General features: G+C 33.5%; 19 protein-coding genes. 2 read left to right on the top strand and 17 right to left on the bottom strand.

The window, feature by feature from the left end; translation table 11 throughout:
- Positions 1-35 precede the first annotated feature (35 nt).
- The 7 genes from GCQ56_RS19050 to GCQ56_RS19020 form a co-directional block, all read right to left on the bottom strand.
- Entirely contained in the window at positions 36-815 is a 780-nt protein-coding gene (locus GCQ56_RS19050) for a hypothetical protein (RefSeq protein ID WP_152736131.1), read from the bottom strand.
- 5 nt (positions 816-820) lie between these two features.
- Entirely contained in the window at positions 821-1,573 is a 753-nt protein-coding gene (locus GCQ56_RS19045) for a hypothetical protein (RefSeq protein WP_152736130.1), read from the bottom strand.
- Between the two features lie 575 nt (positions 1,574-2,148).
- Positions 2,149-2,970, bottom strand: coding sequence for a toll/interleukin-1 receptor domain-containing protein (locus tag GCQ56_RS19040; RefSeq protein WP_152736129.1), 822 nt, complete (start codon positions 2,968-2,970; stop codon positions 2,149-2,151).
- Positions 2,971-3,203: 233 nt separating this feature from the next.
- Positions 3,204-4,718 carry a nucleotidyltransferase gene (locus tag GCQ56_RS19035; protein ID WP_152736128.1) on the bottom strand — a complete coding sequence of 505 codons (1,515 nt, stop codon included), beginning with the start codon at positions 4,716-4,718 and terminating at the stop codon, positions 3,204-3,206.
- A gap of 22 nt (positions 4,719-4,740) precedes the next feature.
- Positions 4,741-5,262, bottom strand: coding sequence for an SLATT domain-containing protein (locus GCQ56_RS19030; protein WP_152736127.1), 522 nt, complete (start codon positions 5,260-5,262; stop codon positions 4,741-4,743).
- A gap of 444 nt (positions 5,263-5,706) precedes the next feature.
- Entirely contained in the window at positions 5,707-6,408 is a 702-nt protein-coding gene (locus GCQ56_RS19025) for a LytTR family DNA-binding domain-containing protein (RefSeq protein ID WP_152736126.1), read from the bottom strand.
- Complete coding sequence (locus tag GCQ56_RS19020) at positions 6,408-7,478, bottom strand: sensor histidine kinase (RefSeq protein WP_152736125.1); 1,071 nt, start codon at positions 7,476-7,478, stop codon at positions 6,408-6,410. Before GCQ56_RS19020 ends, GCQ56_RS19025 begins: the two co-directional genes overlap by 1 nt.
- 212 nt (positions 7,479-7,690) lie before the next feature.
- Here GCQ56_RS19020 and GCQ56_RS19015 point away from each other — a divergent pair, with 212 nt between their 5' ends.
- Positions 7,691-8,092, top strand: a complete 402-nt coding sequence (locus GCQ56_RS19015; RefSeq protein WP_152736124.1) for a MotA/TolQ/ExbB proton channel family protein — start codon at positions 7,691-7,693, stop codon at positions 8,090-8,092.
- Between the two features lie 185 nt (positions 8,093-8,277).
- On the opposite strand, the gene GCQ56_RS19010 is transcribed toward GCQ56_RS19015, so the two are convergent.
- From GCQ56_RS19010 to GCQ56_RS18970, 10 genes are all read right to left on the bottom strand, one after another.
- On the bottom strand, positions 8,278-8,931 hold the full coding sequence (locus tag GCQ56_RS19010) for a hypothetical protein (protein ID WP_152736123.1): 654 nt from the start codon (positions 8,929-8,931) through the stop codon (positions 8,278-8,280).
- Between the two features lie 180 nt (positions 8,932-9,111).
- Positions 9,112-9,807 carry a hypothetical protein gene (locus tag GCQ56_RS19005; RefSeq protein ID WP_152736122.1) on the bottom strand — a complete coding sequence of 232 codons (696 nt, stop codon included), beginning with the start codon at positions 9,805-9,807 and terminating at the stop codon, positions 9,112-9,114.
- Between the two features lie 258 nt (positions 9,808-10,065).
- Complete coding sequence (locus GCQ56_RS20375; protein ID WP_193323843.1) at positions 10,066-10,221, bottom strand: hypothetical protein; 156 nt, start codon at positions 10,219-10,221, stop codon at positions 10,066-10,068.
- 110 nt (positions 10,222-10,331) lie between these two features.
- On the bottom strand, positions 10,332-10,736 hold the full coding sequence (locus GCQ56_RS19000; RefSeq protein WP_152736121.1) for a hypothetical protein: 405 nt from the start codon (positions 10,734-10,736) through the stop codon (positions 10,332-10,334).
- A 366-nt stretch (positions 10,737-11,102) separates the two neighbouring features.
- Positions 11,103-11,504: a DUF2809 domain-containing protein gene (locus GCQ56_RS18995; RefSeq protein WP_152736120.1), complete on the bottom strand. Its 402-nt coding sequence runs from the start codon at positions 11,502-11,504 to the stop codon at positions 11,103-11,105.
- 305 nt (positions 11,505-11,809) lie between these two features.
- Positions 11,810-12,358 carry a hypothetical protein gene (locus GCQ56_RS18990; protein ID WP_152736119.1) on the bottom strand — a complete coding sequence of 183 codons (549 nt, stop codon included), beginning with the start codon at positions 12,356-12,358 and terminating at the stop codon, positions 11,810-11,812.
- Between the two features lie 173 nt (positions 12,359-12,531).
- The gene (locus GCQ56_RS18985) at positions 12,532-13,071 is read right to left on the bottom strand and encodes a DUF4131 domain-containing protein (protein WP_152736118.1); all 540 of its coding nucleotides are present in this window, start codon (positions 13,069-13,071) and stop codon (positions 12,532-12,534) included.
- Between the two features lie 196 nt (positions 13,072-13,267).
- Positions 13,268-14,158 (bottom strand): MliC family protein, encoded by an 891-nt coding sequence (locus GCQ56_RS18980; protein ID WP_152736117.1) that lies wholly within the window; start codon positions 14,156-14,158, stop codon positions 13,268-13,270.
- A gap of 269 nt (positions 14,159-14,427) precedes the next feature.
- A complete protein-coding gene (locus GCQ56_RS18975; RefSeq protein WP_152736116.1) occupies positions 14,428-15,225 on the bottom strand; it encodes a CPBP family intramembrane glutamic endopeptidase in 798 nt (265 codons plus the stop codon).
- 182 nt (positions 15,226-15,407) lie between these two features.
- Positions 15,408-16,166, bottom strand: a complete 759-nt coding sequence (locus GCQ56_RS18970) for a CPBP family intramembrane glutamic endopeptidase (protein WP_152736115.1) — start codon at positions 16,164-16,166, stop codon at positions 15,408-15,410.
- Positions 16,167-16,936: 770 nt separating this feature from the next.
- Here GCQ56_RS18970 and GCQ56_RS18965 point away from each other — a divergent pair.
- On the top strand, positions 16,937-25,817 hold an 8,881-nt coding region (locus GCQ56_RS18965; RefSeq protein ID WP_193323842.1), incomplete at its 3' end, for an endonuclease.

Raw genomic sequence — 25,817 nt, 5'->3', positions numbered from 1 at the left:
CATGAAATTAGATTTTTCATTGCAGTATTTTTCGATTATTTGTTGAATACAAACTCTTTATCACCAACAGTAATTATTGTTTTAATTCCTTTGTCTATTAAATTCATCCCTAAGTTAATTGGTTCTTTTGCCTCTTTACTTTTAAATGAGCAATATACCTCAGCTGTACCATAGAAAACCATTTTCATTCCTATTAATCCAAATTCATCTGGTTTATGAAATTGATAATAAAAAACTTCGGGATTTTCTCCTTTAAATTCAGTATTAAGTTCTGTCTCAACTGCAAATCTCTCTTTCAAAAATTTCTTGAAAGTTTGTATATTTTCATCCTCATACTCTAAGAATTCTAAAATTAATCTAAGTTCACCTTCAAAGGTTTTCTTAAATTCATGATAATATAACCCAAATGCAATATGTTCAAGGCAATGATTCAATCTTTGGTTATTAGGATTTCCAAACGATACTGTAATAGTTTTACCCTTTGGAGTGCTAATTGTTTTTAATCTATGATTGCGTAATATTTCTTTTTCTATAAAATTTTTATTTTTTCTTTTAAGTGCTCTGTTTGCTTTTGTTCGTTGATGAAAACTTCCAATGGGATTATTTTTTAGTAATCCAGATAATGATAACATAAGGAATTCATCATCATCAGATTTTAATAAATTATGTATGTCACAAGATGGTACAGTAATAAGTTCTTTTCTGAAATTTATTCCTCTAGTATCTTTTTTTTCCGGGAATAGGCATTTGGGTGGAACATGCTCATTTGAAGTAGCGTATCTATTACACATGTAGCACTTTTCATTATTCGTCATTTATTCTATTTTGTTTGTTGTATATTTAATTTTTTGTCAATTTTTGATTTTACTTTTATTAATTCTTTTATCTCTTCTTGACCAAAATCAAATGCAGATATTATTCTATTTGCAAAGCTTAACAAGTATATTTTGTAAAAAAGATCTAAGTTGCTTATTAGAAAAGTTTGATCTTGTTTATCATCTATATTTGTTTCAATTCTTTCAATTAAATCATATACAGTAGTTAGAACAAATTGAAAATTAAGAAATATACCATACGTATTAAATCTCTCATTTTTATATTTTAGGTATGATTTCGAATTTTTGCCATTTTTAGAATATTGACGATTTATAGCCTCATTAAGAGCATCAATCCCATTATAAGTAACGACTAGAGGTTGTATGTTTGATTCTTTAATGCTTGTTTCTATTGGTATAACAACTACAAATTGAAGATCATGTAAGCGATTTTTCACTTCATCAAGTAATGATAAATGCCTATTGTATTGATTAGATTTATTATTTTCTCTTTTTTCATCGGCTAAGGCAATAGATTGGTTGTCATTTGCTTTTATTTGTTCTTTGAATGAAATATATACTAAAAAAGCACCAAAGAGGTTTATCACTGGGGCTGAAATACCTCCTATCGTATCTCCTACTGGACCTGTTTCCGAAAAATCCCATATATCAAATATGGCAGGTCTTGTAAAAAGATACATTGCAATGAAAACTAAAATTACTCCAACTATTAATATTGTAAAATTTTTGATATTCATATTTTAATATTATTTAATTAGCAATTAGATCTTTGTTAAGGATTATTATAGTACAATAAAATTCTTACTAAAGTATTAAATCCAAACGAAGTTTCATACTGTAAAGTTTAATGACTTTTCAATTTTGGTGAATGATTTATAGGGAAGTGTTAAACATAGGAGAAGACTTTGTGTCCTATGTATTTTCATATTTAATAATTTCACCCAGATAGTCCGAGCTTGTAAAGACTGCTGGTGCGAGCGTGTCGCTCGTATCTATTTTCAAAGAAAATATTTTAAATACAAGCCACTTGCATGTAAAAAATAAGAGTGGGTTTTTCATACAGTAGCATGCCAAGGCTAATTTCCATCTGTTACCAATTGTATTTAGCTTAAGTGCAAATTCAAACGAAAGATTGCTCTTCGTAAACCCTGTATTCACAGAGTCCGAGCGAGGAACGCTCGAACTAGCGGTCAACTGGGACAATCTGGGACTTTATAATGAGCAATTGGATTTACTCTTTCTACTTTATCGTCATAAAACACTCTAGTTGCCCCACCACCATTTTCATCATATATTTTCTTTGTATTCATATTCATTGGGGTATTACAATTCTTTTTATAATTCTGTCTCTCTTTCTTTCCCAACTAGTAAAATCAATTGGATTAATATCGAATACTTTTTCAAGTTTCTCTTTAAATAAATTTAGTTTTAAACTATCATTTATTTTAAAGCCTTGTGTCAATGGAATAACACCTTTAATATTTTCAAAATCAAATGGTGGTATTAAAATAGGAATATGTTCAGATGTTTTAATCCAAGTTGCCCCCATTTCACACAAACAAACAGGGCTAGAGTAAAAGTTTTCTGATAAAACAAAAAGAACTAGAACTTCTTCATTTAATTCATTTTTAATCCTTTCCAAAAAATTCTCTCCTAAATCAATACCATAGCCTTCAAAAGAACTACAAAAAATTTGTGTACTTTTCACGCCAATAGTTTCTAAAATATCAATTAGTTCTTCAACATTGTCTTTGTCTTTAGTTGAGTGGCTGATAAACACTTTATTTACACCTGATTGTTCAGTGTGTTTTGATTCTACTATTTGCGGAGCTTCTTCGAACTCTTCTATATACAACGCAATTTGCTTCTTTGCTATTTCAAAGTCACGCCTGAAGCACCTCAAATGCTCTGAGGAATAATCTTCTCCCAAATACGAAATCATAGGATTGTAGAAAAATTTCAACTTCCTAAATTCATCCAACTCAAAAGATTCACTGCCAAACACTTTAATCAAGGTTCTTTCAACTAAATTTTTCCATACTTTGAAATCTGGGTCACTACTATCCTCTCTTGTTATTTTCGATGCCTTATTTAGGAGTTTCTTAAGTGATCCTATTTGATTAGTTACTGTCATATTGGATTTTCTATTTGATATCAAGTTTAGGTTTAATAACCGCTAACGGTTTGTGTAGTGTGTAATTAAAAACACGAAACTTTCAGACACGCACGGAGTCAATTCATTTATTCAATATTTCTAATTTTTCGTCAATCGTAAAAGACGGATTGGCGGTGTCGCAACAGTGAGCCGCAACCCAAAAAATCACTGAAACCCGCATTACATATGACACTTTGTTATAGCCAGTTTTTTTATTTTATTTGAACAAAAATTTCATTACTTCTTGCAACACATACATTATTCTTAATTACGTAACACTCAACCCAGTGAGTTCCTGTATATGAAGTATGGTCTGAGTACCTTAACCCACCAGCTCCAGCTGTCGTAGCTTTAAAAATAGAACCTCGCAATTGACCATCATTTTTCGCTTCTTCACCTGTATTTACAACTTGCCAAAAAACATCAAATGGCTTTTTAACATTTGTCCTAGCCACGAATACTACTGTTTTGTTTTTGGGTAGTATAGTTTCCGGAGTAACCGTTAACCAAGAGTTTTCATCCTTGTATCTGGCAGATACAAAAATCGTATTTTGTAATCTCATTGTCCATTTTGGTGCTTCTTTATGATTAGCAAAATTAACGATTGATTTATGTCTGGTTAATGCATGTGATGATTCTGAAATTATTTCAATTCCAGCATTTCTATAAGATTCATTAACGATTCTATTACCCATGTTTTCTCCCAATAGAATCCTTGCATCATTAACTGTCTTTGTTCCAACTATATTTACCAGGTCGATTTTTGCTTTTGAAATCCAATCTCGAAAATTCGTTTCTTTTGTTGGATATTTTTCCCACTGGTCAGCAAAGTTTTCACCTGGATTAATTGGATTCCTTACCCAAGTAATACCATTTATGGATTCCATAAATAAAGGCATTTTTAGAAGAATATTTTTTAATGCGTCAACAATATTATCCTCATTGGCGTATGCTTTTGCTGCTAGGGTAGTTATTATAATAGATATTGGTTTATCCAAATCGCTTCCAAACATTATGTCTCGATGACGTTTTAATATTTGCACCGCTCTTTGAAGTGGCGTTTTTACCTCATATTCTTTTATTTTATCAATCGAAACATTTCGATGTTCTGCAAGAAATTCTAAACGTCTTGAAAATTGGGCTGTCATTTGCTCTTTGAACCAAGCAGAATAACCTTTGGGGTTACTTTTTCGCCAATTTTCACTAATTATTCTGTATTCCAAAGCACTTTTGTCAGTAATACAAATGGCAGTTTGAGCTAATTTTTGTGGAACTGAAAGTTCCAGTAACCATTGTGATTCATCAATTATTGAAGGAAGGATATCAATAAAGAATTTGGGGTCTTCCTGATACTCCAATGTCCAACACATTTCACTTTCTTCTAAAAGCATTCTATTATAGTCAGAGTTAGCTTTTAGTCTATCGCCGATTTTATTCTTTACACGTTCCTGTGTAGTATGAGTTTTATGTAAATTTAGTTTGCAAACCAAGTCTATATCAAACTCATCTTCACCAGATAATGGTTTAATTACAGTGCCTAAGCTGAAAGAACCTTGAACATAAATGTCGGGATTATATATTCGTAAAGGAGAACTTTCTCTTGTTAACCAATCTGCGACTGCTTCATAATGCGAGATTGCTTTTTCAAATTGTTCATTTGAGATATCTAAATTCTTAGCTAAACTTTTGTAGAGTTTATTATAGCCAGAAACTGTGGTTGTTAGCATGTCGATATATTTGGGTAGTAATTTATAAGTCTAATTCATCTTGTAAATAAGTTTCTTCTCCTTCTTTTATTCCTTCTTGCGCTTGCATATAATCCTTTTTTGAAGTAGGATAAGATTCAGCCACTTTGTTTATTCTGTTAATTTCATCACCAATTTCTTCTAAATTTTCAAGTACTTTATCAGTCGAAATTAGTTTGTCTTTAATTGTAGCTTGAAGCCTATCGCATTTTTTTAATACAGCTAAATAATCATTACCACATTTCCTGTGACCTTCCACCTTTTCATTAAAATTAAAATACGTTTGTAAGCCACCTAGAATTGCTGCAATAAAGGCGAAAATAACAGGCAGAAATTTAAGCCAACTTTCTACATTTTCAGTTAATAGTATAAATAATGATGTTCCCGTTACTATATTAACTAATACAAGGGGAATACCTATCCAATAGTGAATATTCTGTTTTCTATCTGCGGCATTAAAATGTTTTTTCTTACCATAGATTGAATCAACTTTAATCCTCTTTATTTTTTCTATAATATTGTTCATAGCATCATTTTTAAAATAGTATCGAAACTAAAATTACAAATACTAATAAGGCATAATGTAGAATATATGTAAAAGATATAAGATAAATACTAATATAGAAACTGTCTACATAATATATTTTAAGGGAATGGTATGGGGAATGCTTGCACCTGCGCTACTGCAGGTAATGCAATTAAGAAAAGAGCACGATAAAATCACGTACCAACAGTGAACTCTTGTAAATATTTACTCTGTATTTGCAGAGCAGAAGTGAAAGGCTTGCTCTAGCTTTGGTTTGCATCTACTCAGATAATTTGGGCTTCTTAAGGAGGTTCTTTAGGTAGGTGTTTAATGTCTTTTTAGTTGGTTAAGGTCTGAGCAGGATTTATGCAATGGCTCTATGTGCTACTAAAAAGTATTTGCCATCTTCATCCATTTTCATTTATAAGAGGTTATTCAAATGCCTTATTGCTTTTCAAGGCGACTTAATACCTGCTCTTTATAATTTCTGCCAATGGTAAATTGTTTATTGTCTAGCTTAATATACGATGATGTATAATGATCTATTTGCTCGATATTAATAATAAAAGAACGGTGGATGCGTATAAATAGCCGGGCAGGTAATTTCTTTTCTATACCAGATAATGATTCGTAACAGATAAGATTATTGGTAGTAGTTTTAATTTTGATGTAGTTATCTACACCTTCAACATATAGTATGTTTTCTGCGGTAATATTATAATTCTTTTTATCTGCCTTAATATGAACAATTTCTTTTGGCTTTGAGAGGTGTGTTTGTTCCAGTATAAGAAATTTATTGATCGCCTTTAAAAACCTTCCGGTAGAAATAGGCTTTACAAGGTAATCGAGAGCGTTAAGATCAAAAGCATCAACAGCATATTCTCTGTAAGCAGTTGTAAAAATCACATAGGGTTGATTGGGAATGGCTTTTAAAAATTCAATGCCCGAAATGGATGGCATATTAATATCTAAAAACAAGATGTCAATTTCTCCTTTGTGTAAAAGAGGCATTGCTTCAATGGGTTTCGTATGGGTTCCAACACATTCAAACTGATCTTTGAAATTTTCAAGGTGTTCCTGTATCACTTTTATTGCCAATGGTTCATCGTCAATAATCAGACAAGTATATTTTTTTTTACCAGTCATTATCGTATAATTTTCAGTTTAACGTCAAATGTATTGTTGTCTGTTGATATTTGTAAATCATATCTATTTTGATACAAGAGATCAAGTCTTTCGCGCACATTTTTGAGACCTAAACCTTTACTCTTTTTAGTTTTATATTCTGCTAGTGTGGTATCATGCTTATAATTGTTTATACTGAACTGTATTCTGGGCAGACTAATTTCTAATTTCATGGCAATAAAATCCTTGTTGCTTTGTTTTAGTCCGTGCTTGAAAGCATTTTCGACAAAGGGGAATAAAACCAATGGGGCAATTTTTATCCCGGATATGTTTTTAGGAAAATCGGTTGTAACATTAAAATGTTTGTCGTGTCTTATTTTTTCAAGTTCAATATAATTGTTGATGAATTGAATTTCTTTGCTTAACTCCACTTTTTCTGTATTGCATTCGTAAAGCATATATTCCAGTAAATCTGATAAACGTACAATAACTTCTCTTGAAAGAGCAGTGCTCTCATTTACCAGGGCATAAAGGTTATTCATCATGTTGAAGATAAAATGAGGATGGATTTGCTCCTTAAGAAGTTCCAGTTGCACTTCTTTAAATTTTAATTCCAGGGTGTTTTTTTCCTTTTCAATAATTAATTTTTCTTCTTTTGATTGATAGGATTCTTTCGTAAAATAAAAAACAGATGACAGTAAGGAAATTAAATAGGTTCCTGTGAGAAGAATAATAACATCTTCGAGCGAAGGCAAAATTGTATTGGGAAGGGCAATGCTGCTATACAAAGTGATAATAAAAAGAGCAAAGCTAATCAACCATAAGGATATAACAATTAGGAAAAGGAGCAAGTATAAAAACAAGGCTTGTTTACCCTTAAATAAAAATTTAGGAATTAAAATTTTATTGGTTACCCGGGCACTTGCAAAGCTTATAATTAAAAGTAAAATAGATAGATTGGTACGGATATGAATATCGTAATGCCTGTTGCTAAAAACAAAAAACATGAAGAAGGATGCTATTAACCAATAAATGATTTCCCAAATTGGAAAGCGATTTTGTATCGATTTTATGTTTTTGGTAAGAGTCATAACGAACAAATATAAAACGAAAATAAGTTTTTTATTAAATACAGTACTTATTTTATGCCAACAGCACGAAACGCACCCTGAATAACAAAATTGCTATTTATTGTTTTAAATTTGTTGTTGAAGGTGGCATTTGTGTTGTTCCTATAATATGTTTTTAAAGCTTATCATGAATATTTACTATTGTTCCATTACTAATTTTTAAATTTAAAGTCATGATAATTAGATTCTTTTATGAAGGCGGTCCCACTTTTATGTCTCTTGTTTACCTAATGTGGATCATTGTAATTACTCAAGCTATCCGTTTTATTTTTTTGTACCGTGCTAATAAAGCCCCTCAGAAACTTATAAAAACAAACAATAGTATTTTGTTTTTTGGCAGTTTAGCATTCTTAGTTGGGATTACCGGGCAAATGGTTGGTCTTATTCAAGCTTTCGATACTATTCAGATTATGGATAGTTCTAGTATCAACCCACGAATTCTCGCTGGTGGTTTAAAAGTCTCTTTCATCGCTCCATTTTTTGGCATGATGCTACTTATATTATCAGCAATAACTTGGTTTGTATTTCGAAATCTAAAAGAATACCCCTTACAGACAACAAGCTTAAATCAGTAAGTGAAAATTTGAAATCACCATCCGTACCGCACGAGTCTTCTCGTGTGGTTCTATTTAAGAAAGGAACACGATAAAATCGCGTACCAACAGTGAACTCTTGTAAATATTTACTCTGTATTTGCAGAGTAGGAGCGAAAGGTTTGCGCTAGCTTTGGTTTGTATATACTCGGACTATCAGGGATATTTTATAGTTTCTTTTTCTTCGTCAGAATGATTTTCCATCCCTTTATACTTTCATCTATTGAGTTTGGCAAATCGGGGATTTTTCCAGTTTCTTTATAAATATCTAAGTTTTTCAGGAGTATTAGTAGTGTAATTAGGAGTAAAATAGAAACTACTATCATTGAAATTACACCAAAAACAATAGCTAATACTTTAGTAATGACACCTGTTTTTTCACCTATAACAAATTTGTCATTTATTATCAGACCTTCCAATACGCCAGATTCGCCTAAAATCATTGATGCGCGAATATCCTTTGGCAAATCATCTTTAAATATAGCTATAGGCAAATCTTTGGTGCTTAATTTATACTTTATTGAGCCTGGTTGCAAATAGTTGTTTTCATAAAAGAAATCTAAGATTCCCCTATGGTTATTCTGATTAGCTTGAAAAACAAGTCTGTATGGTTGGTTGTTAAGAATAATATCTAAGGCTAAATAAGAGGTTGTACTTTGATTTAAATAATCTAAACTGATTTGTTGAATGTTAACCGGCAGGTAGTCTATATTTTCTTTTTTAATCCCCTTTTTTATTAAGGACGGACCAAATTGAAAAAGTACAACATAAGTAAATAAAAATATAAAAGTGTACTGTAAAAGGTAATTGATGAATTTCATTCAAATTAAATTTTATCGAAACGTCTTGTCTGATATGTGTTTTGAACGTACCGCCTTGTTTCTAATGGTCTTACTGAAAATATGTGGGCGATAGTTTTAGTCAAATTCATTCATCTTCTATGATTCTATTTAAGAAAAGAAGGCGATAGTATTGCTCACCCAATAATGAGCTATTGAGGCTTATTGCATTTCAATAGCCACCTTGCTTTTTTGATCAGCCAGATTTTTAAGTTCTTTTTTGGATAATTTTATTTTTTGGAAAATCAAATCTTGTTGATCTTTATCGTATACAAGAAAATCAAGTTGTTTCTTATCAATTGCGCTAAGAGGGAGAATCTTATCGTATAGAATAAAAAAGATATTGTTCTCTAACTTAACAGTTTCCAGAGGAATGTTTCGAACCACACCCATTTTACAATTTGATGCAAAGGCTACAGTATCGACCTTATTCCTTTCCCAATCAGAAAAGCTATAATAGTTTTTCCTGATTAAGTTTTGGATGTCAGTTTGCGTCATTTGAACGCTAGATGGCTTTACCTTTTGAAAAATCATTGTTCGATTAAAGCTTGTGAATTCAAATATCGAATCGTTAATGTAATAACCTAAACCATGGGTATTGGAATCGCTGTTCTTTATAATCAAATTCGATCCTTTGGTATGGTAAGAGAAACCATAGTTTTGATTTGCGGATAGATCATTGGTAGTAAAAAATCCGATGGAATCTTTACTTATTTTAACAAGCATCTGGTTGTGTTTTCTATAATCTTCTTTTGATGATTTGCTAGAAATGGTCTTGGACAAAATCCAAAAAGTTTCCTGACTTTGAACGGTAAAATTGATAAATATCAATCCGAATACTAAGAGGTAATTTTTCATTCTATTGTATTTAAGTGGGTAATTCTTATTGTAGTGAACTCTTTCTTATTGAACGAAACGCACTTCGATAAATTCAATCCTCTCCTGTGCTTCTATTTTAGAAAGATGGCGATGGAATCGTACAGCAGTAGGGGAGTATTTTTTCAGTGTTTAAATTATCAGACTAAATTCCATTATTCAAGGTTTGAGTAAATTCGGTAAGCAATGCATCAACTTCCTGAATTTTGCAGGTAATACGGTTTTAAAATTTTGTAGAATCTAATGGTTAATATTGTACAAAAATTCTCCAATAGCTTCTCCGGCATTATACATTTTACCAATTATCAAGAAAATTAAGATTCCTCCAATACCTAAATTTACAATTGATTTTTTCTTTTTTGATAATGATTGATATTTTACAATGATTTTATCCATAAAAAATTTTATTTTCTTGAGTTTCTATTTACTATTCTAAAGTCTCTGAGAATTGAATATTTCAAATTTTGAAAACTCTTGGCCATATTTCGTTTTCCTTAGCCACTTCCTTACATCTTTTCAAAGTCGGACAATAGTTCAATTGAAAGTGAATTTAATACTTTCCAATCCTCTGTCTTCATGTATTCGATAATGTTTGGTAGTGCATTGTTCGATGGATTGGAGCGAATCGTTAGCTCAGTATCAAATTTTTCCAATTGATTTAATTGCTTAGGAGTAAAAGCTTCTGTTAAGACTTCAGAATCGGAAGTGTAAAAATCGTTCCACTGTTCAAATAATTCTGATGAAACATTTATTGACGGGTCACTTTCTTGATACTCTAGCTGTTCTTTTTTTGAAGACCATAATTTTAGAATGCTAACAATGCTATTGCGTGTGAATTCGAGAAATTCCGAATCCTCAATACTGTTGTCTTCGGATTCGATTTTTTCTTCCGTCTTTATTTCATTTCTCAAGGGTCTCTTTTTAATTTTTACCCGGTAGTAATATATTGGGGCGTACAAAACACTGAAAAAAAAGAGTGGAAATATTGATTTAGAATACCTGTCGTATTTGAATAAGAATCGAATACAATAGCACCAATGAAAGAAGGTTAATGCATTAAAAAATAGATAAATAAACTTATAGATATTCATTCCTCTATCAAATAGCATGTTGGTTGAAATCGGGATCGTTATCATTATTATTGGCATGCCAATAAAAATAAAGGGTACGAATAATATATTTATCCAATAACTAAAATAGGCTAATCTTTCAAGCATAAATGTGTTGTGTTTACTGTTGTTTTGGTTTTACTATGTTTCTGTTTATTCGTTTAAGAATTAACACTCGTAAAGTTTATTTTTTTTTAACTTATTGTATTTTTCAATCCCCATGCCTAGTCCTACTCCAATTGAATAAGCTAGTAAATCGCTCCATAAAAAACCTTTTCCTAATACCAATGCACCGAGAAAATGGTTTCGAATTGCATTCAACCAATCTACTTGTATCAACTGACTAAACTCGACAAGAAAACAGATACTTAGGCTTAAAATTGTCAATCGTACAATAGGAATCCGGGGAAAGAGGAAAGCCATCATCCAATATATCATCAATGCCCATAAGCTATCACCTAGTCCTAAATTAACAACGTCAGGAAGGTATTCTGAGTAGAATCGTGATGTCAAACCAATGATGATCGTTGCTACACTAAAAATTAGATAATGAATTCTGTTTCTTTTCATTTTTTGAACAATTACTTTGGGTTATTCCAGCCGCTTAAAAATTCCCCTAAAACAGTATCAAGAAAGATGACAATCACAATTATCGATACAATAATTCCAATGATTCTTACTACTTTTTTATTCATTTTTATGTGTTTATTTATCCGTTAATGTTTATTAAAGTGCTGATCTGTTGCAGTTTTGTTGCAGTTTTGTGGCAATTTACAATTATCGCTTTATCGAAAGCGCCCAGCGTTTAATTGTTTTTGTTATATATGTGGTTGAGCATCAGCGCCCATAAATTTATACTTTTATTGTGAGCAGTTTTAGCTTTCCCAAAATGAGTAAATCTTTTCTTTGATCCATTCACCATTTATAAATTTGTAAAGGTATGTTGCACCACCTCCTGATTTTTTATAGCTCTGACTTCCAATTTGTATAATGCAATAAGTTTTATCTAAGTTAAAAATTGGCATGGAATAAAAATTAAGACTCCCATCATATTTCTTATAGTATTTTTCCCAGAAATCTTTCTTTTTAAAAAGTCTTTCAAGCTTTTTGGAATTAATAATTTCTGCTCCTGAAATTGTTTCATCATTCCACTCAAACTCTTGTAGTTTTTTTAATTGCAGTCTAAGATATTTAATATCTTTTTGGGAAAAATGAGTTGTATCATTGAGAAAGGAAACAGAATCTTTGTTAATAAAATATCTTTCGGACTTACTAGCTAAAATAATATTGCTCTTGTTTTCTATAAAGATGCCCTTAGACATAAATTCATGAATTTCATTTTCTGAAGGTAAAGTCTGTCCAATTAAATTTGTTGTCAGTAAAATAAAGGCATAAACAAAAATAAAGGATAGTTTAGTTCTCATAGTCGTATTTATTATTAATTCTCAAACTCTAACTGAATTGCCTGCAACGTTTATATATAAACCCCGTTGCCGCCCGAAACTCCTCGTGTAGTTCTACTTAAGAATTAAGCGCGATGGAATCGTGAATCAGTAGGGGTTTTAGTTCTGCTTCATTCTTCATTTTCAAACTAATGTCATTTTTTATATAAAAGTCCAAGTGTACCCATCATCATTTTGTGCTTAAATACTTCACCTTCTTGTATTCTATTCGGAACTTTGAATTCAATTTTTCTATTAACGTTCAAGTTTTCAGTTAGAACTGTAACCTGATAAGTCGTTCCATATTTTGTAATATTCTTTCTTGAGTCTATTACCTTTCCCGAAACTGTAATCTCTTTTTGATCTCCAAACAATCTATTGGTAAGCAAAGTTGCACCCGATAAAAGTCCGTAAATCATTGCAATCATCCCGAAACTTAAAATAGGAATCCAAAAAATAAGTCGAATCATTTTAGCTCCATTTGATAAGTATTTTACTGTTTTATGAGATAATAAACTCACGGAGTAGAATATTCCTAAAATCACAGAAATTATCATTGCAAGAACGACAACCCAAGCAGGTATTAATGCAAAAATCATAAATGATTCTGTAATCTCATGTGTGATTGGATCAAATGCACCAATCACAATGCTTAGAAATATAAAAATGTATAATATCGTATATCTTTTTTTCAAACCGGTTTATTTTATGAATTCTATTTTTAGAATTACTTGCCCTCACTACTGCACTAGTCCTCTTGTGTGGTTCTACTTAAGAATTAAGCGCGATGGAATTGTGAATCAGTGAGGTAGTTTGAGCAGGTTTTATACCTTATTGTTTAGTGCTTAGTTTCCCATTACTTATAGCAATATGTTTGCTTTTGTACTAGCGCTATTTCTTCTTGCTTAAAATTTTAAATTTATGATTTTCGAGAGTATAGAATATTTTTTTGGTTCCTCCAGTTGGATTTGCATTGGAATCATTCTCTTGATATATGGGAAACTCTCTTACCAGAAGGGCATTTTCAATATAAAAAGTATCGTGCCCCATATATCCTTCGAATTCAGCTTTATTTCTAATATCACTTTCTGAATTTTCCGGTAGTGAGCATTGAATTATTTTAACATTGCTATCCGAAATAAAAGCATATACTTTTCCATAACTTCCAGAACCTGCACTTGTAGTTATAAGGTACAGTTCTTGGTATCCATTTTTGTCCAGATCAGCCAGAAAAACATCTGTAATTGGTTCAGTTTCCATGTTTATCGAAACATCTTCTTTAAAATCTTTCGAAGTGATCTTTACTTTATTAATACTAGCAGATTCTGAATTGTCCACTTCTATTTCCAGTGTTTTTCCAGATTTATATGTCACAGTATACAAAGGACCCAAACTTGTTGAAGCAATTTTTACAGGTGCTACATACGAGCAAATTTTCTCATCACCTTTATAATAAGTAAAATCTCCATGATGTGACCAAAAGACAAAGTTACCATCATTAGTTTGGTATTTTGCACCACTTGCAGAAGGTACAAGTTTCATCTGATGCTTTTCTGTTAAATTGTCTTTTGTAACTTCAATGTACAAACCATCCTTATCTATATTTGAATATCGAATGGTATAAGCATTGTCGCAGTTTAAACTAATAAGTTCTTGTTTTATTTCATTGTTGGTTTTTAACTTATTTGAGCTATTGTCATTCGCTGCTGATTTTTTTTCGCTAGTTGTACAGCTAAATGTTACTAATAGTATTAGCAATACTGTTGTAATTCTTGCTTCCATTTATTTATCTCTTGTTAAAAATTTCGTTAAATATGTTGATTTTTTGTCAATAATTTTCAATCATATGGTATGAAACTTAATGTGTATACATAACCGCCTTGCAACTGCATGAAATGCAATTCGATGAAATCAATCCTCTCCTGTGCTTCTATGTAAGTAAAGGAGAGGATAGAATTGTTTACCAATAGTGGAACTCTTTTAAATATTTACTCCGTATTCACAGTGCAGGAGCGAAAGGTCCGCGCTAGCTTTGCTTGCATGCGCTCCTGCTATTGAGGGTTAGACCATTGATTGTTTTTCATCCAAATGGTATTTTTGTTTATTGTTAATGTATATCCTTTTTGCTTCTTGTAAACAATTGTTCCAATAACAACAATAGCGATAGTTGAAAAACGAAAAATATTAGAGTAAAAACCCCCAAATGCATTATCACCTGCAGAGAATAGCATCCAAAGTAGATTCATAAACAAATGCAAGAATATTGGAACCCATAAATTATTATTCCATTCTATATATGTCCAGCCAAATAATGCTGAACCTAAGAAGGTTGTGGAGAAAATACCAATTACCGTTGATATTTCTTGACTTTGATACAAATGCGCTGAAGCAAATATTAATGAAGGTATGATAAGTGAAAGAATAAAACCAAATCTTGTAAACCTAAAGATCTGACCAAAAAAGTAGCCTCTAAAATATACTTCTTCAAAAAATGCCGCTGCTAATGCTCCCACTATTATTTGTTTCAAACTTATTTCAAAATTAAACTTGAAAACCAAAGAGTAACCTATCAACATGGGTAGAGTGCATAGTAAGGAAAATAGTAAGCCCGTACTTATATTTTTACTTAATCCTATGGACTGGAAAAAATCTTTTGGTTGGTGAACTATTGGAATTGCAACAAATATTGGAATCCCAATTAGGAGATATGCTATAATATAACTTAGTGTATAAACTTGGAAAATATCATTCAGAATATTTATTAGTTGTTTAAAAAATAAGTTGTGAAGCATAAAATACACTCCAAATGCGATTATGGTACTTATGAGTACTTTTGTTGTTTTATTCATATCTACTGTTTTTATTACTTGAGTTCCTCAGCCTTGTTTTGTGGTATAGACAGTTCCATAGAGCGATGCTTTTTGAACACTGTTGGGCAAGCATATTCTATTTATATCAAAGTGTTTTTGAGCAAAACAAACTCATTTATAGGTGTTTCCTTATAAAAATCCTTTAGGCAATGGTTTTATTTTTAATTTAACATTGGTTCTGCCAATACTAGAATTACGTGAGTAAATAGGTGAGCGATAAATGCACATTCCAATCCTTTCTTCCAATAAAGCCATCCAAATATTAATCCACCAATTGAGTTTCCAATTAAAATGAAAGTCAATAAACCTGTTGATGGGTTTGCAATGGACTGATAGGCAATTGGGAAATGCCCAATGGCAAAAATTAGTGACGCAAGTAGTATCCCAATCCAATAAACAATTGGTTTTGTTCCTTTAAATATTTTAGATGCGATCCAAACGATCAATGTCATTAGTCCAAATCGCATGAGAATTTCTTCTGTTAACCCTCCATATAAAAACCTGGCAACTAAAGTCAGTTGTAATGATTCTCCTAACTCAATAAATTCTGTAGGTAGCATCGGTTTAAATATAAAACCAAGAAGACTTAATAAAATCCCTGATAAAATACCTCCAATAACACCGTATTTTAAGATATTCGAGAAGTTGTATTCATTATGCTTTATGCCCACTATTTTTTCAATTAGTGGAACTTTAAGATTGACTTTTTCATAAAGAATACTTCCTATAATTACCATAAACATAACCAGTATGGTTGGATTGATTAAGGTCAGTAGCTTTATTTGTAAAGGGGTAAATTTATCTTTTAGAATAGCTTCTGCTTCTGGAGGTAGAGGAATATCCATTGTAAGCGTAGATAGAATTCCTATTAAGCCGAATCCAAATAGAATTAATCCCAAAAAGATTTTCTTCTTTTTCATATTTCTAAATTTTAGAGTTACTATGTTTTTCTTTTGCTTGTTATTCTACTATTCATAAAAAGGGTGTTTTTATCCCTGCGGTTGGGTACATAACTATACCTTTTAAAATAATAATGAAAATAAAATTACAAATACTAATAAGACATAATATCAAAATCAAATAAAAAAGTAGTCTAATTACTAATATGGAAGCTGTCTACATAATGTATTTTAAGAGAATTGTTTCGGGAGCAGTTGTGCTTATAGGGCATCTTTAAATTGTTAAGCCTTCTTGATCATTAGAAATCTTCGTTTAGTATGCCGCACTCCGGTCAGGAGTCATCAAATTTTATTGAAATTGAAGTATTCTTTTTTGAGTTTTCATCTCTCTCAATTCGTGCAGAATGCCAGCCATACTAGAACCAATCAAGTATGATTCTTTTAATTGGATTCGAGTGTGTTTATTGGCTTACTTTCTTGTCTAATAAATGTATAATAAAAATGTTATGGAAATATACTTTCCTTTATTTATTAGATATGCATGTTTTTACTTATGTCTATTTGTGTTGTTTAATAAATAAAATACAGTTGTTAATCAAAAGTTAATGTATTCTTAAAGTTTAAGTTCCATTAGAAGTCTTTAATTCTGTACTTTAGGGCTCCTAAAAAAACCATTTTATAGATTGTATACATTTATTATTACAAACTAATCAATCACATTTATTACAAAACCTATGATTACACTTTACACGTGTTACAGGCGGTGTTTGCTCACATTGCTTGCTTTTTTTATGATCTCTATTCAGCTCAGTTTTGGGCAGGGATTAGAGGATTTTACTAATATGACTCTTACGGGCAGTTCATACCAAACAGGAAGCTTTATTGGTAATAACTCAATTACTTGGAATTATACTTCTTGTAGGGGAGATCAAAAAATTGATGGAAAAGCAATTTGTACTGGAAAAAGTACAAGTACAATACAAGCAGAAAATATTCCCAATGGAGTTGGAAGCTTGAGTTTTAAATATCGACAAGCCTTTTCGAAGAGTTCCACAATGACCATATCTATTAATGGTTCGGAAATAGAAGTTGTTAGTGTTAATAGTACTACAGTTAGTGCATACACTAAGGATGTTAGTGTATCAGGAGATTTTACAATTGAGCTTAAAACTACAGAAAGAGTTATAATTGACGACATAGAATGGACATCCTATGGTTCAAGTTCGTCTCAAAGTTCTGCCAAAGCGATTACCTCATTTGCAGTTGATGGCAAATCAGCAACAATTGATGAATCCGCACACACGCTAAGTCTTACTGTTCCGGCAAGTGCTAATCTTGCTAGCTTGTCTCCTACAATAGAAATATCTGCTAAAGCAAGTATTCTACCTGCAAGTGGTAGTACGGTAGATTTTACAAATCCAGTTACTTATACGGTAACGGCTGAAGATGGATCGACTCAAGCTTATGAGATTACCATAGCTAAAGAAACTGTTGTAACATCCAGTTTGTTAATTAATGAGTTGGATTGTGATCAGGCAAAAAATGATGAAGGCAAAGAAGATACATGGGAGTTTATCGAACTATACGATGGAGGAGCAGGTAATTCTTCTCTTGACGGTCATGTATTAGTATTTTATAATGGTAGTAATGATGAATCATACCTAACAATAGATTTATCTGGAAATAGTACCAATGCGGAAGGCTTTTTTGTGGTTGGGAATTCAGCTGTAGCTAATGTTGGAGTAACATTTGCTGATAATAAACTACAGAATGGTGCCGATGCAGTTGCTTTGTATAAGGCATCAGAAAGTGACTTTTCTAATGGCACAGCCTTTACTACAAGTAATTTAGTAGATTTACTTGTTTATGATACAAGTGATTCAGATGATGCTGGTTTATTGGCAGGCTTATTAAGCGGAGGTCAAATCAATGAAAATGGAGAAGGTGATAAAAACAATCACTCCATTTACAGAGCAACCGACGGAGAAGGTGGAGCTAGAAATACGACGGCTTTTGTCGCGGGTCTACCAACTCCTGGAAAATCCAATGTCAATACTGATATTTCTGTAAATATTGAATTTTCGGCAAATTCAGGAACGGAAGCAGATGCAACAGCAATTACTTTAACAGCAACAGCGAGTGAAGCTGTAAGCGAAGATCAAACTGTAGATTTGTCGATTTCAGGTACAGGAATTACAAGTGATGATTATACGATATCGGCAAGTACCTTAACGATTTTATCTGGTGAAACAATAGCAACAACTACATTAACTATTGTAGACGATTCTGATGAAGAAGGAATAGAAACCATGACTGTTTCTTTAAGCAATCCTTCTGCAGGAATTGTTTTGGGTACAACAACTAGTGGTGATATTAGCATTATCGATAATGATAGTGCTGGAAACGATGGATCGGAAGCCAAGCCGTTTACCATTGCAGAAGCAATAGCATTACCAAATACTGAGAAGACAACTAAAACACGTTATTTTGCTTACGGATATATCGTAGGAGTAGGGAATACCTTTGAAGGACCTTTTTCTAGCGAGTATTATGTAACAGTTGCGGACTCGAAAGACGAAACTAATTTTGACAATTGTCTGAATTTAAAACTAGAAGCAGGAGATAACAGGAACAACTGGAATCTGAAAAATAATCCTGGAAATTTGGGTAAACAAATCAAATTTGACGGATATAGAGGAGAGTATAGCTCACATCAATCTTTCGAAGGAAATGCTGTAATTGAAGAATTGACAGGTCTGGCTTTGCCAAGTATTGAACTTGCTTTGTCTGACAATTCGGGAACGGAAGAGGATGCAACAGCAATTACTTTAACAGTAAGTACATCAGAAGTTGTAAGTGAAAATCAAAGTATTGATTTAGGTGTTTCTGGAACAGGAATAACAGCCGGAGATTATACTTTATCTACAAATCAGATAACAATAGTAGCAGGAGAATCTTCTGCAACTGCAACGCTAACAATTGTTGATGATTCGGATGAGGAGGAAGAGGAAACGCTAACACTTACATTATCGAATCCTTCTGCCGGAATTCAATTGGGTTCTACCATTACAGGTGATATTACTATTGCGGATAATGACAATGTAAATGATGGCTCAGAAGCCAAGCCGTTTACCATTACAGAAGCAATAGCATTACCGAATACTGAGAAGACGACTAAAACGCGTTATTATGCTTATGGATATATTGTAGGTGTAGGAGATACTTTTGAAGGACCTTTTTCTAGCGAGTATTATATAACAGTTGCAGACTCGAAAGACGAAACCAACTTTGATAATTGTCTGAATTTAAAATTGGAATCAGGAGATAATCGCAACAATTGGAATCTGAAAAATAATCCTAAAAATTTGGGTAAACAGATCAAATTTGACGGATATAGAGGAGAATATAGTTCGCATCAGTCTTTCGAAGGAAATGCTGTAATTGAGGAATTGTCATCAGGACCAGCTCTACCAAGTCTAGAACTTGCTTTATCTTCAAATTCAGGGGCAGAAGCAGATGCAACAGCAATTACTTTAACAGTAACTTCATCAGAAACCGTAAGCGAAAATCAAACTGTAGATGTATCGATTTCGGGTACAGGAATAACAGCTTCAGATTATACAATATCGGCAACCAACTTAACGATCTTGTCAGGAGAAACAACAGCTACAGCAACACTAACTGTTGTTGATGATTCGGATGCTGAAGGAACGGAGACGATGACAGTTACCTTAACAAATCCTTCTGCTGGAATTGTTTTAGGAACTACAGTAGCCGGAAACATTAGTATTGCTGATAATGATGGAAGTGCAGGCAGTATTTTGGACAATTACGTTTATCTCGATCCTAGTACAAGTGGAGATGGAAGCATTGTTGTGAATTTAACACCTAAAGAATATGTGGCTACGGTAAGTCCTAGTCATCACATGACAAGTGTGAAGATTCCTGCTGATTATTATAGCGATGCTGTTGGCTTGACAGGTGCTAACTTGAGAGATGAAATTATGACAATCATCAGCACTGGTGCTATAAAATTACCTTATTCAAGTTCTTCAAGCGATGTTTGGGATATGTGTGAAGCGGGTGACCAAAATCCAAAAAATGCGTCACAGGTTTGGCAGATGTATGTTGAGGAAGGAATTGCGAAAACTGCTCACGTTTCAGGAAGTACAGGTTGGAACAGAGAACATACCTGGGCGAAATCTCATGGTGATTTTGGAACATCGGCTGGACCGGGAACTGATGGTCACCACCTAAGAGCAACCGATGCAGGAGAAAATAGTGCGCGTGGGAGTCGTGATTTTGGTAATGATTCACCTGGATATACGCCTCCAAAATCAGCTCGTGGTGATGTGGCTCGTATGATTTTTTATATGGCTACCCGTTGGGAAATGACCGTTGATGATCAATGCAAACAAACGGAGTCTGCTCCTCGTCATGGTAAGTTGTCTCATTTGCTGCAATGGCACGAAGAGGATCCTGTAGATCCATATGAAGTAAGAAGAAACAATGTAATTTTCGGATTTCAGAACAACAGAAACCCTTTTGTTGACCATCCGGAATTGGTACAATATATTTTTGGTGAAGCCAAGGACATTGCCTGGAATGGTGGTATTGGCACGGAACCTTCAAAAATTACAATCTCAGGAGCTTTAGCTGACTTCGAAATGGTGAAGTTTGGAGAGGAATCTTCAGTTCAAACCTTCTCAATTTTAGCAAATGAATTGGTAGAAGATATTGCTATTACAGCACCACAACACTTCTTGTTGTCAACTGATGCGATAAGTTATACTTCTTCATTAAGTCTGCCTCTTAGTTCAGGATCTCTTGCAGAAACTACGATTTCTGTGAAATTTGTGCCTGAATCTGCTGTTAACACAGATATAAGCGGAAGCATACAAATTGTAAGCGGAGAAGAATCTAAAACAATATCTGTTTCAGGAACCGAAGGCGATCCAGCTCTAGTTCCAGTTGCCTTCTTCCAGGAGAATTTTGAAACGAATACTCATGCCAATTGGATTTTGAAATCAATAGTAGGAGATCGCAATTGGGAAATTACAGAGCATTCTGATAACAAATACATGCAAATGTCGGCATATCAAGCATCAGGGGATGTTGTTTCCTGGTTGATTACTCCGGCAATAGATTTGGATGCTTATAGCAATGAGAAGCTAAACTTTAAAACGAAAAACGGTTATTATAAAGGAACTACGCTTGAAGTTTTAATTTCTACAGATTTTGATGGTTCAGATGTTGCCACTGCCACTTGGCAAAGCGTACCTGCGATCATAGATGAAAGAAACAACTCAGCTTACGGAAGTACTTTTGTTGAATCAGGTGCTGTAGATTTATCTAGCTACGAAGGAGAGGTTTATCTTGCCTTTAAGTATTCAGGAAATGGAAGTTCTTTAACCACAACCTATCAGGTGGATGATGTTACGATTGAAGGAAATAAAGTTCCACTTACAGGTACTCTTACAAGTAATTTAACTGAAGATCTCCTATTTCCTTATACCGAAGCAGGAGATGTTAGCGAAACGAAAACCTATGAGTTGAGTTTTGATAAACTGGAAGGTGATATTAGTGTTAAAGCAAGCGACAATTATGAGCTTTCTTTGGATGGTATCGCATGGACTTCAAGTTTAAGTATTGCGAAAACAGAGGAATCACCAAAGTTAATCAACATTAGATTTGCACCTAAAACTTCTGCGATTAACGGAATTACCGGAAGTATTACCAATAAGGCTAAAGGAGCTGCATCTCTAGTTATTAACATGTCTTCAGAAAAATCTGATGAAATTGCTGATGCAACAACTCTAGGTAAAGATAAAACTTTGGATATCGTATCCTGGAATATCGAATGGTTCGGAGCTCCAAACAAATCGAAGAGTGCTTCAAGTTTCTCTGAGCAATTGGATGCTGTTTCTGCCGATATAATCGCATTCGATGCGGATGTATATGCATTGCAAGAATTGGTTTCTGATGATTTGAATGGAGATTATCTTCAGCCTTTGGTAGATAAATTGAATGAATTGGCAGGAAGTGATTCTTATGCAGGAATTATGGGACCAAGATATTCTCATGACGATAGCGATCCAAGTACAGAGTATCCTGCTCAACGTGTTTGCTACGTTTACAATAAAACTAGCGTTAGTAAGCTGAATGATTTTTCAATGTTCTCTGATGAGTACCAAGGTGGATCTACTTCATCTATTGATGGGTATACTGGTGATGCTTCTAAGTTTTGGGCATCGGGTCGTTTGCCATACTTCTTCGAAGCTGAAGTAAATATTAATGGAGCTAGTGAGAGAATTGCTTTTGTAAATATTCATGCCAAGTGTTGTTATGACAGTCATTCAAGAAAATTAGCAGATGCAAAATATCTGTTGAATGCATTGAATACAGATTATCCGAATGATAATTTGGTAATCCTGGGAGATTACAATGATTATCTGGAAGGAAGTATGTCAAGTGGAAAGGCTTCTCCTTACGCTTCATGGTTCGAAACAGGTGATTATTTTGATCATGTATTAACTTCTACAACGAATATCGATCATATCAGTATTTCAAATGAATTGTATGATGAGTATCAGATTTTAACAAACAATACAAGTCAGACCAATACTTCAATTTCTGATCATCACCCAATCATGCTGCGTTTGAAATTGCATGCTTATTCTTCGCAAATTCTAGCAGAAAATGCTGATGATTTGAATTTTGATTTTGTAGATGTTGAGAATTCTGAAGCTCCTTCGGCAGCTAAAACATATACAATTAAAGGAATTGATCTGGAAGAAGATCTTACGGTTTCAGTTGATCAATCTTTCGAGCTTTCCTTAGATGGGAGTACTTGGGCATCATCAGTAAGTATCGCTAAAGAAGAAGCTGCAAGCAAGCAAATTCAGATTCGCTTTAATCCTACAGTGGCTTATACCGAAAAAGTTTCGGCAAATATTACACACAAATCGAATGGAGCAAAAACACTAAGAGTACCGGTTCTAGCATATGGCAAACCAGATCTGTTGGCTCCAGAGTTTGTGAGTGGATATCCGAACATTGATAGTTTTACTTCTTCTTCATTTGTAATGAATGTAAAACTAAATGAAGAAGGGAAGGTTTTCTTTGTTGTTTTGGCAGATAATGCAGATGTACCATCAATTGAAGCCGTGAAAGCTGGAACTGATGCGATTGTTGCGGGATCATTTGATATTGCAACAGATGAAATTGCTCATGAGGTAGTTGGTTTGACCAAAACTACAGATTACGATGTTTATTTAGTTGCAGAAGATGATAATGAGCCTGTAGCAAATACAAGTACTGCGGTAACAAAATTGGAAGTTAAGACCAATGATCATATTTTGTTGCCTTACGAATATATTTCTACAGTTACTGCAGGAGAACATTATGAAAGTACAGGAATTCCGGTAAATTACTATCAGGAAGCTGAAGGCACAAAAGCGGATGTCCTAAAAGACAAATTGGCTGATATTATTAATGCAGGCTTTGTTTCCTATCCATACGAGGAAGAGGGAAGAGGAGATGTTGCTGCAGAGAGCCGCAGATTTGTAACAGGAGCTATTCCTTTAGATGTATACGATATTATGGATGAGGCGGATCGTGATCCGAATAATCCTTCTAAAGTATACATGATTTATAAAGAAATGGTGTATGATGCTGATGCAAAACATTTGGGATTAAATGGATCTCAAGAAAAATGGAATAGAGAGCACGTTTATCCACAGTCAACTGGTGGTTTTAAAAATGCGAGAGCTCCATGGGGATCAGGCTCCTATGCAAATGGGAATATCATCGAAAATGCTGGTGATGATTTAGCCTTGGCTCAATCTGATGCTCATCATTTGAGAAGTTCGGATAAGAATGAGAACAACAAGCGTAACAATTTCCCATTTGCGAATTCAACTTCAGGAAGTAAGTATGCGCCACCATTATCAGCTAAAGGTGATGTTGCTCGTGTTATTTTCTATTTGAATTTACGTTATGGTTTAGATATTTCACAAGTAGGATCAGTTGAAATGTTTAAGGAGTGGTCAGAGCTTGATCCGGTAGATCCGTATGAGGTTAGACACAACAATGTAGTATACAAATATCAGAAGAATAGAAATCCTTTTATCGATTATCCTGAACTGGTAGAGTATATTTATGGTGATAAAATAACCACTGCATGGAAAGCTGTTGAAAAAGAAACTCAAACTATTACGTTTACAGAAATTCCTGATAAAGTATATGATGATGAGGCGTTCAATTTAGTAGCAAGTTCTACCTCTGGTTTAAATGTGACTTTTGAATTGGTTTCAGGACCAGCAGATGTGGTTGGAAATGTATTGACGATTACTGGTGCAGGAACGGTTGTTGTAAAAGCAACTCAAGTAGGGAATGATGATTTTGAAGTTGCAGAGCCTGTAAATCAATCTTTTATTGTTGATAAGGCAAATCAGACCCTTACATTTACAGAGATAGCCGATAAGCTGTTCGGAGATGAAGCCTTCAAATTAGTAGCAAGTGCTACATCCGAATTAGAGGTAGGTTTCAGTGTTATGTCAGGACCAGCGATAATCTCTGGCGATGAGTTGACCATTACCGGCGTAGGATATGTAACATTAGAAGCTTTTCAATCAGGAAATGACAATTATACTGCTGCAGAATCGAAGTACAGAAATTTCGAAGTTTCGAAAGCTTCACAAGTAATCACTTTCGAAGAAATAGCTGATAAAATTTATGGAGTTGCTCCTTTTAAACTGGTAGCAAGTTCATCATCCGAATTAGAGGTAAGTTTCAATCTTATATCAGGACCTGCAACAGTTAGTGGCGATGAATTGACGATTACAGGTGTAGGAAATGTAACTGTAGAGGCGGAACAATTAGGAAATTACAATTATGTTGCTGCAGAAACGAAGAGTAGAACTTTTAAAATTTCGAAAGCAGCTCAGGTAATTACATTCGATGCGATTGCTGATAAGGCATATGGAGAAGCACCTTTTACATTGGTAGCAAGTTCTACATCCAATTTGGCTGTTGACTTTAATGTTATTTCAGGACCAGCAGAAATTACTGGTGATGAATTAACGATAACGGGAGTTGGAAGCGTAACTGTAGTTGCAAGTCAGACCGGAGATGAGAATTACAATGAAGCTGATCCAGCAAGTAGAACTTTCACAGTTTCGAAAGCAGTTCAGGAAATAACATTCGAAGCAATCACTGATAAGGTTTATGGAGATGCTCCTTTTACATTGGTAGCAAGTTCTTCATCTAATTTGGCAGTAAGTTTCAATGTCGTATCCGGACCAGCAACAATTACTGGTGATGAGTTGACAATCACAGGAACAGGAAATGTAACTGTAGAAGCAAGTCAGGCAGGTAATGATACATATGCTGCTGCAGAAGCGAAGAGTAGAACTTTCACAGTTTCGAAAGCAGCTCAGTTGATTACATTTGATGCAATTGCTGATAAAGTTTATGGAGATGCTCCTTTTACATTGGTAGCAAGTTCTTCATCTAATTTGGCAGTAAGTTTCAATGTCGTATCCGGACCAGCAACAATTACAGGTGATGAGTTGACGATCACAGGAACAGGAAATGTAACTGTAGAAGCGACACAATCAGGAAACGAAATGTATGCCACTGCAGAAGCGAAAAGCAGAACTTTCACAGTTG

It is taken from the genome of Marinifilum sp. N1E240 (genome assembly GCF_009295825.1).
Classification (GTDB): Bacteria; Bacteroidota; Bacteroidia; order Bacteroidales; family Marinifilaceae; genus Marinifilum_A; species Marinifilum_A sediminis.
This window is presented reverse-complemented; position numbering and strand designations above follow the sequence as displayed.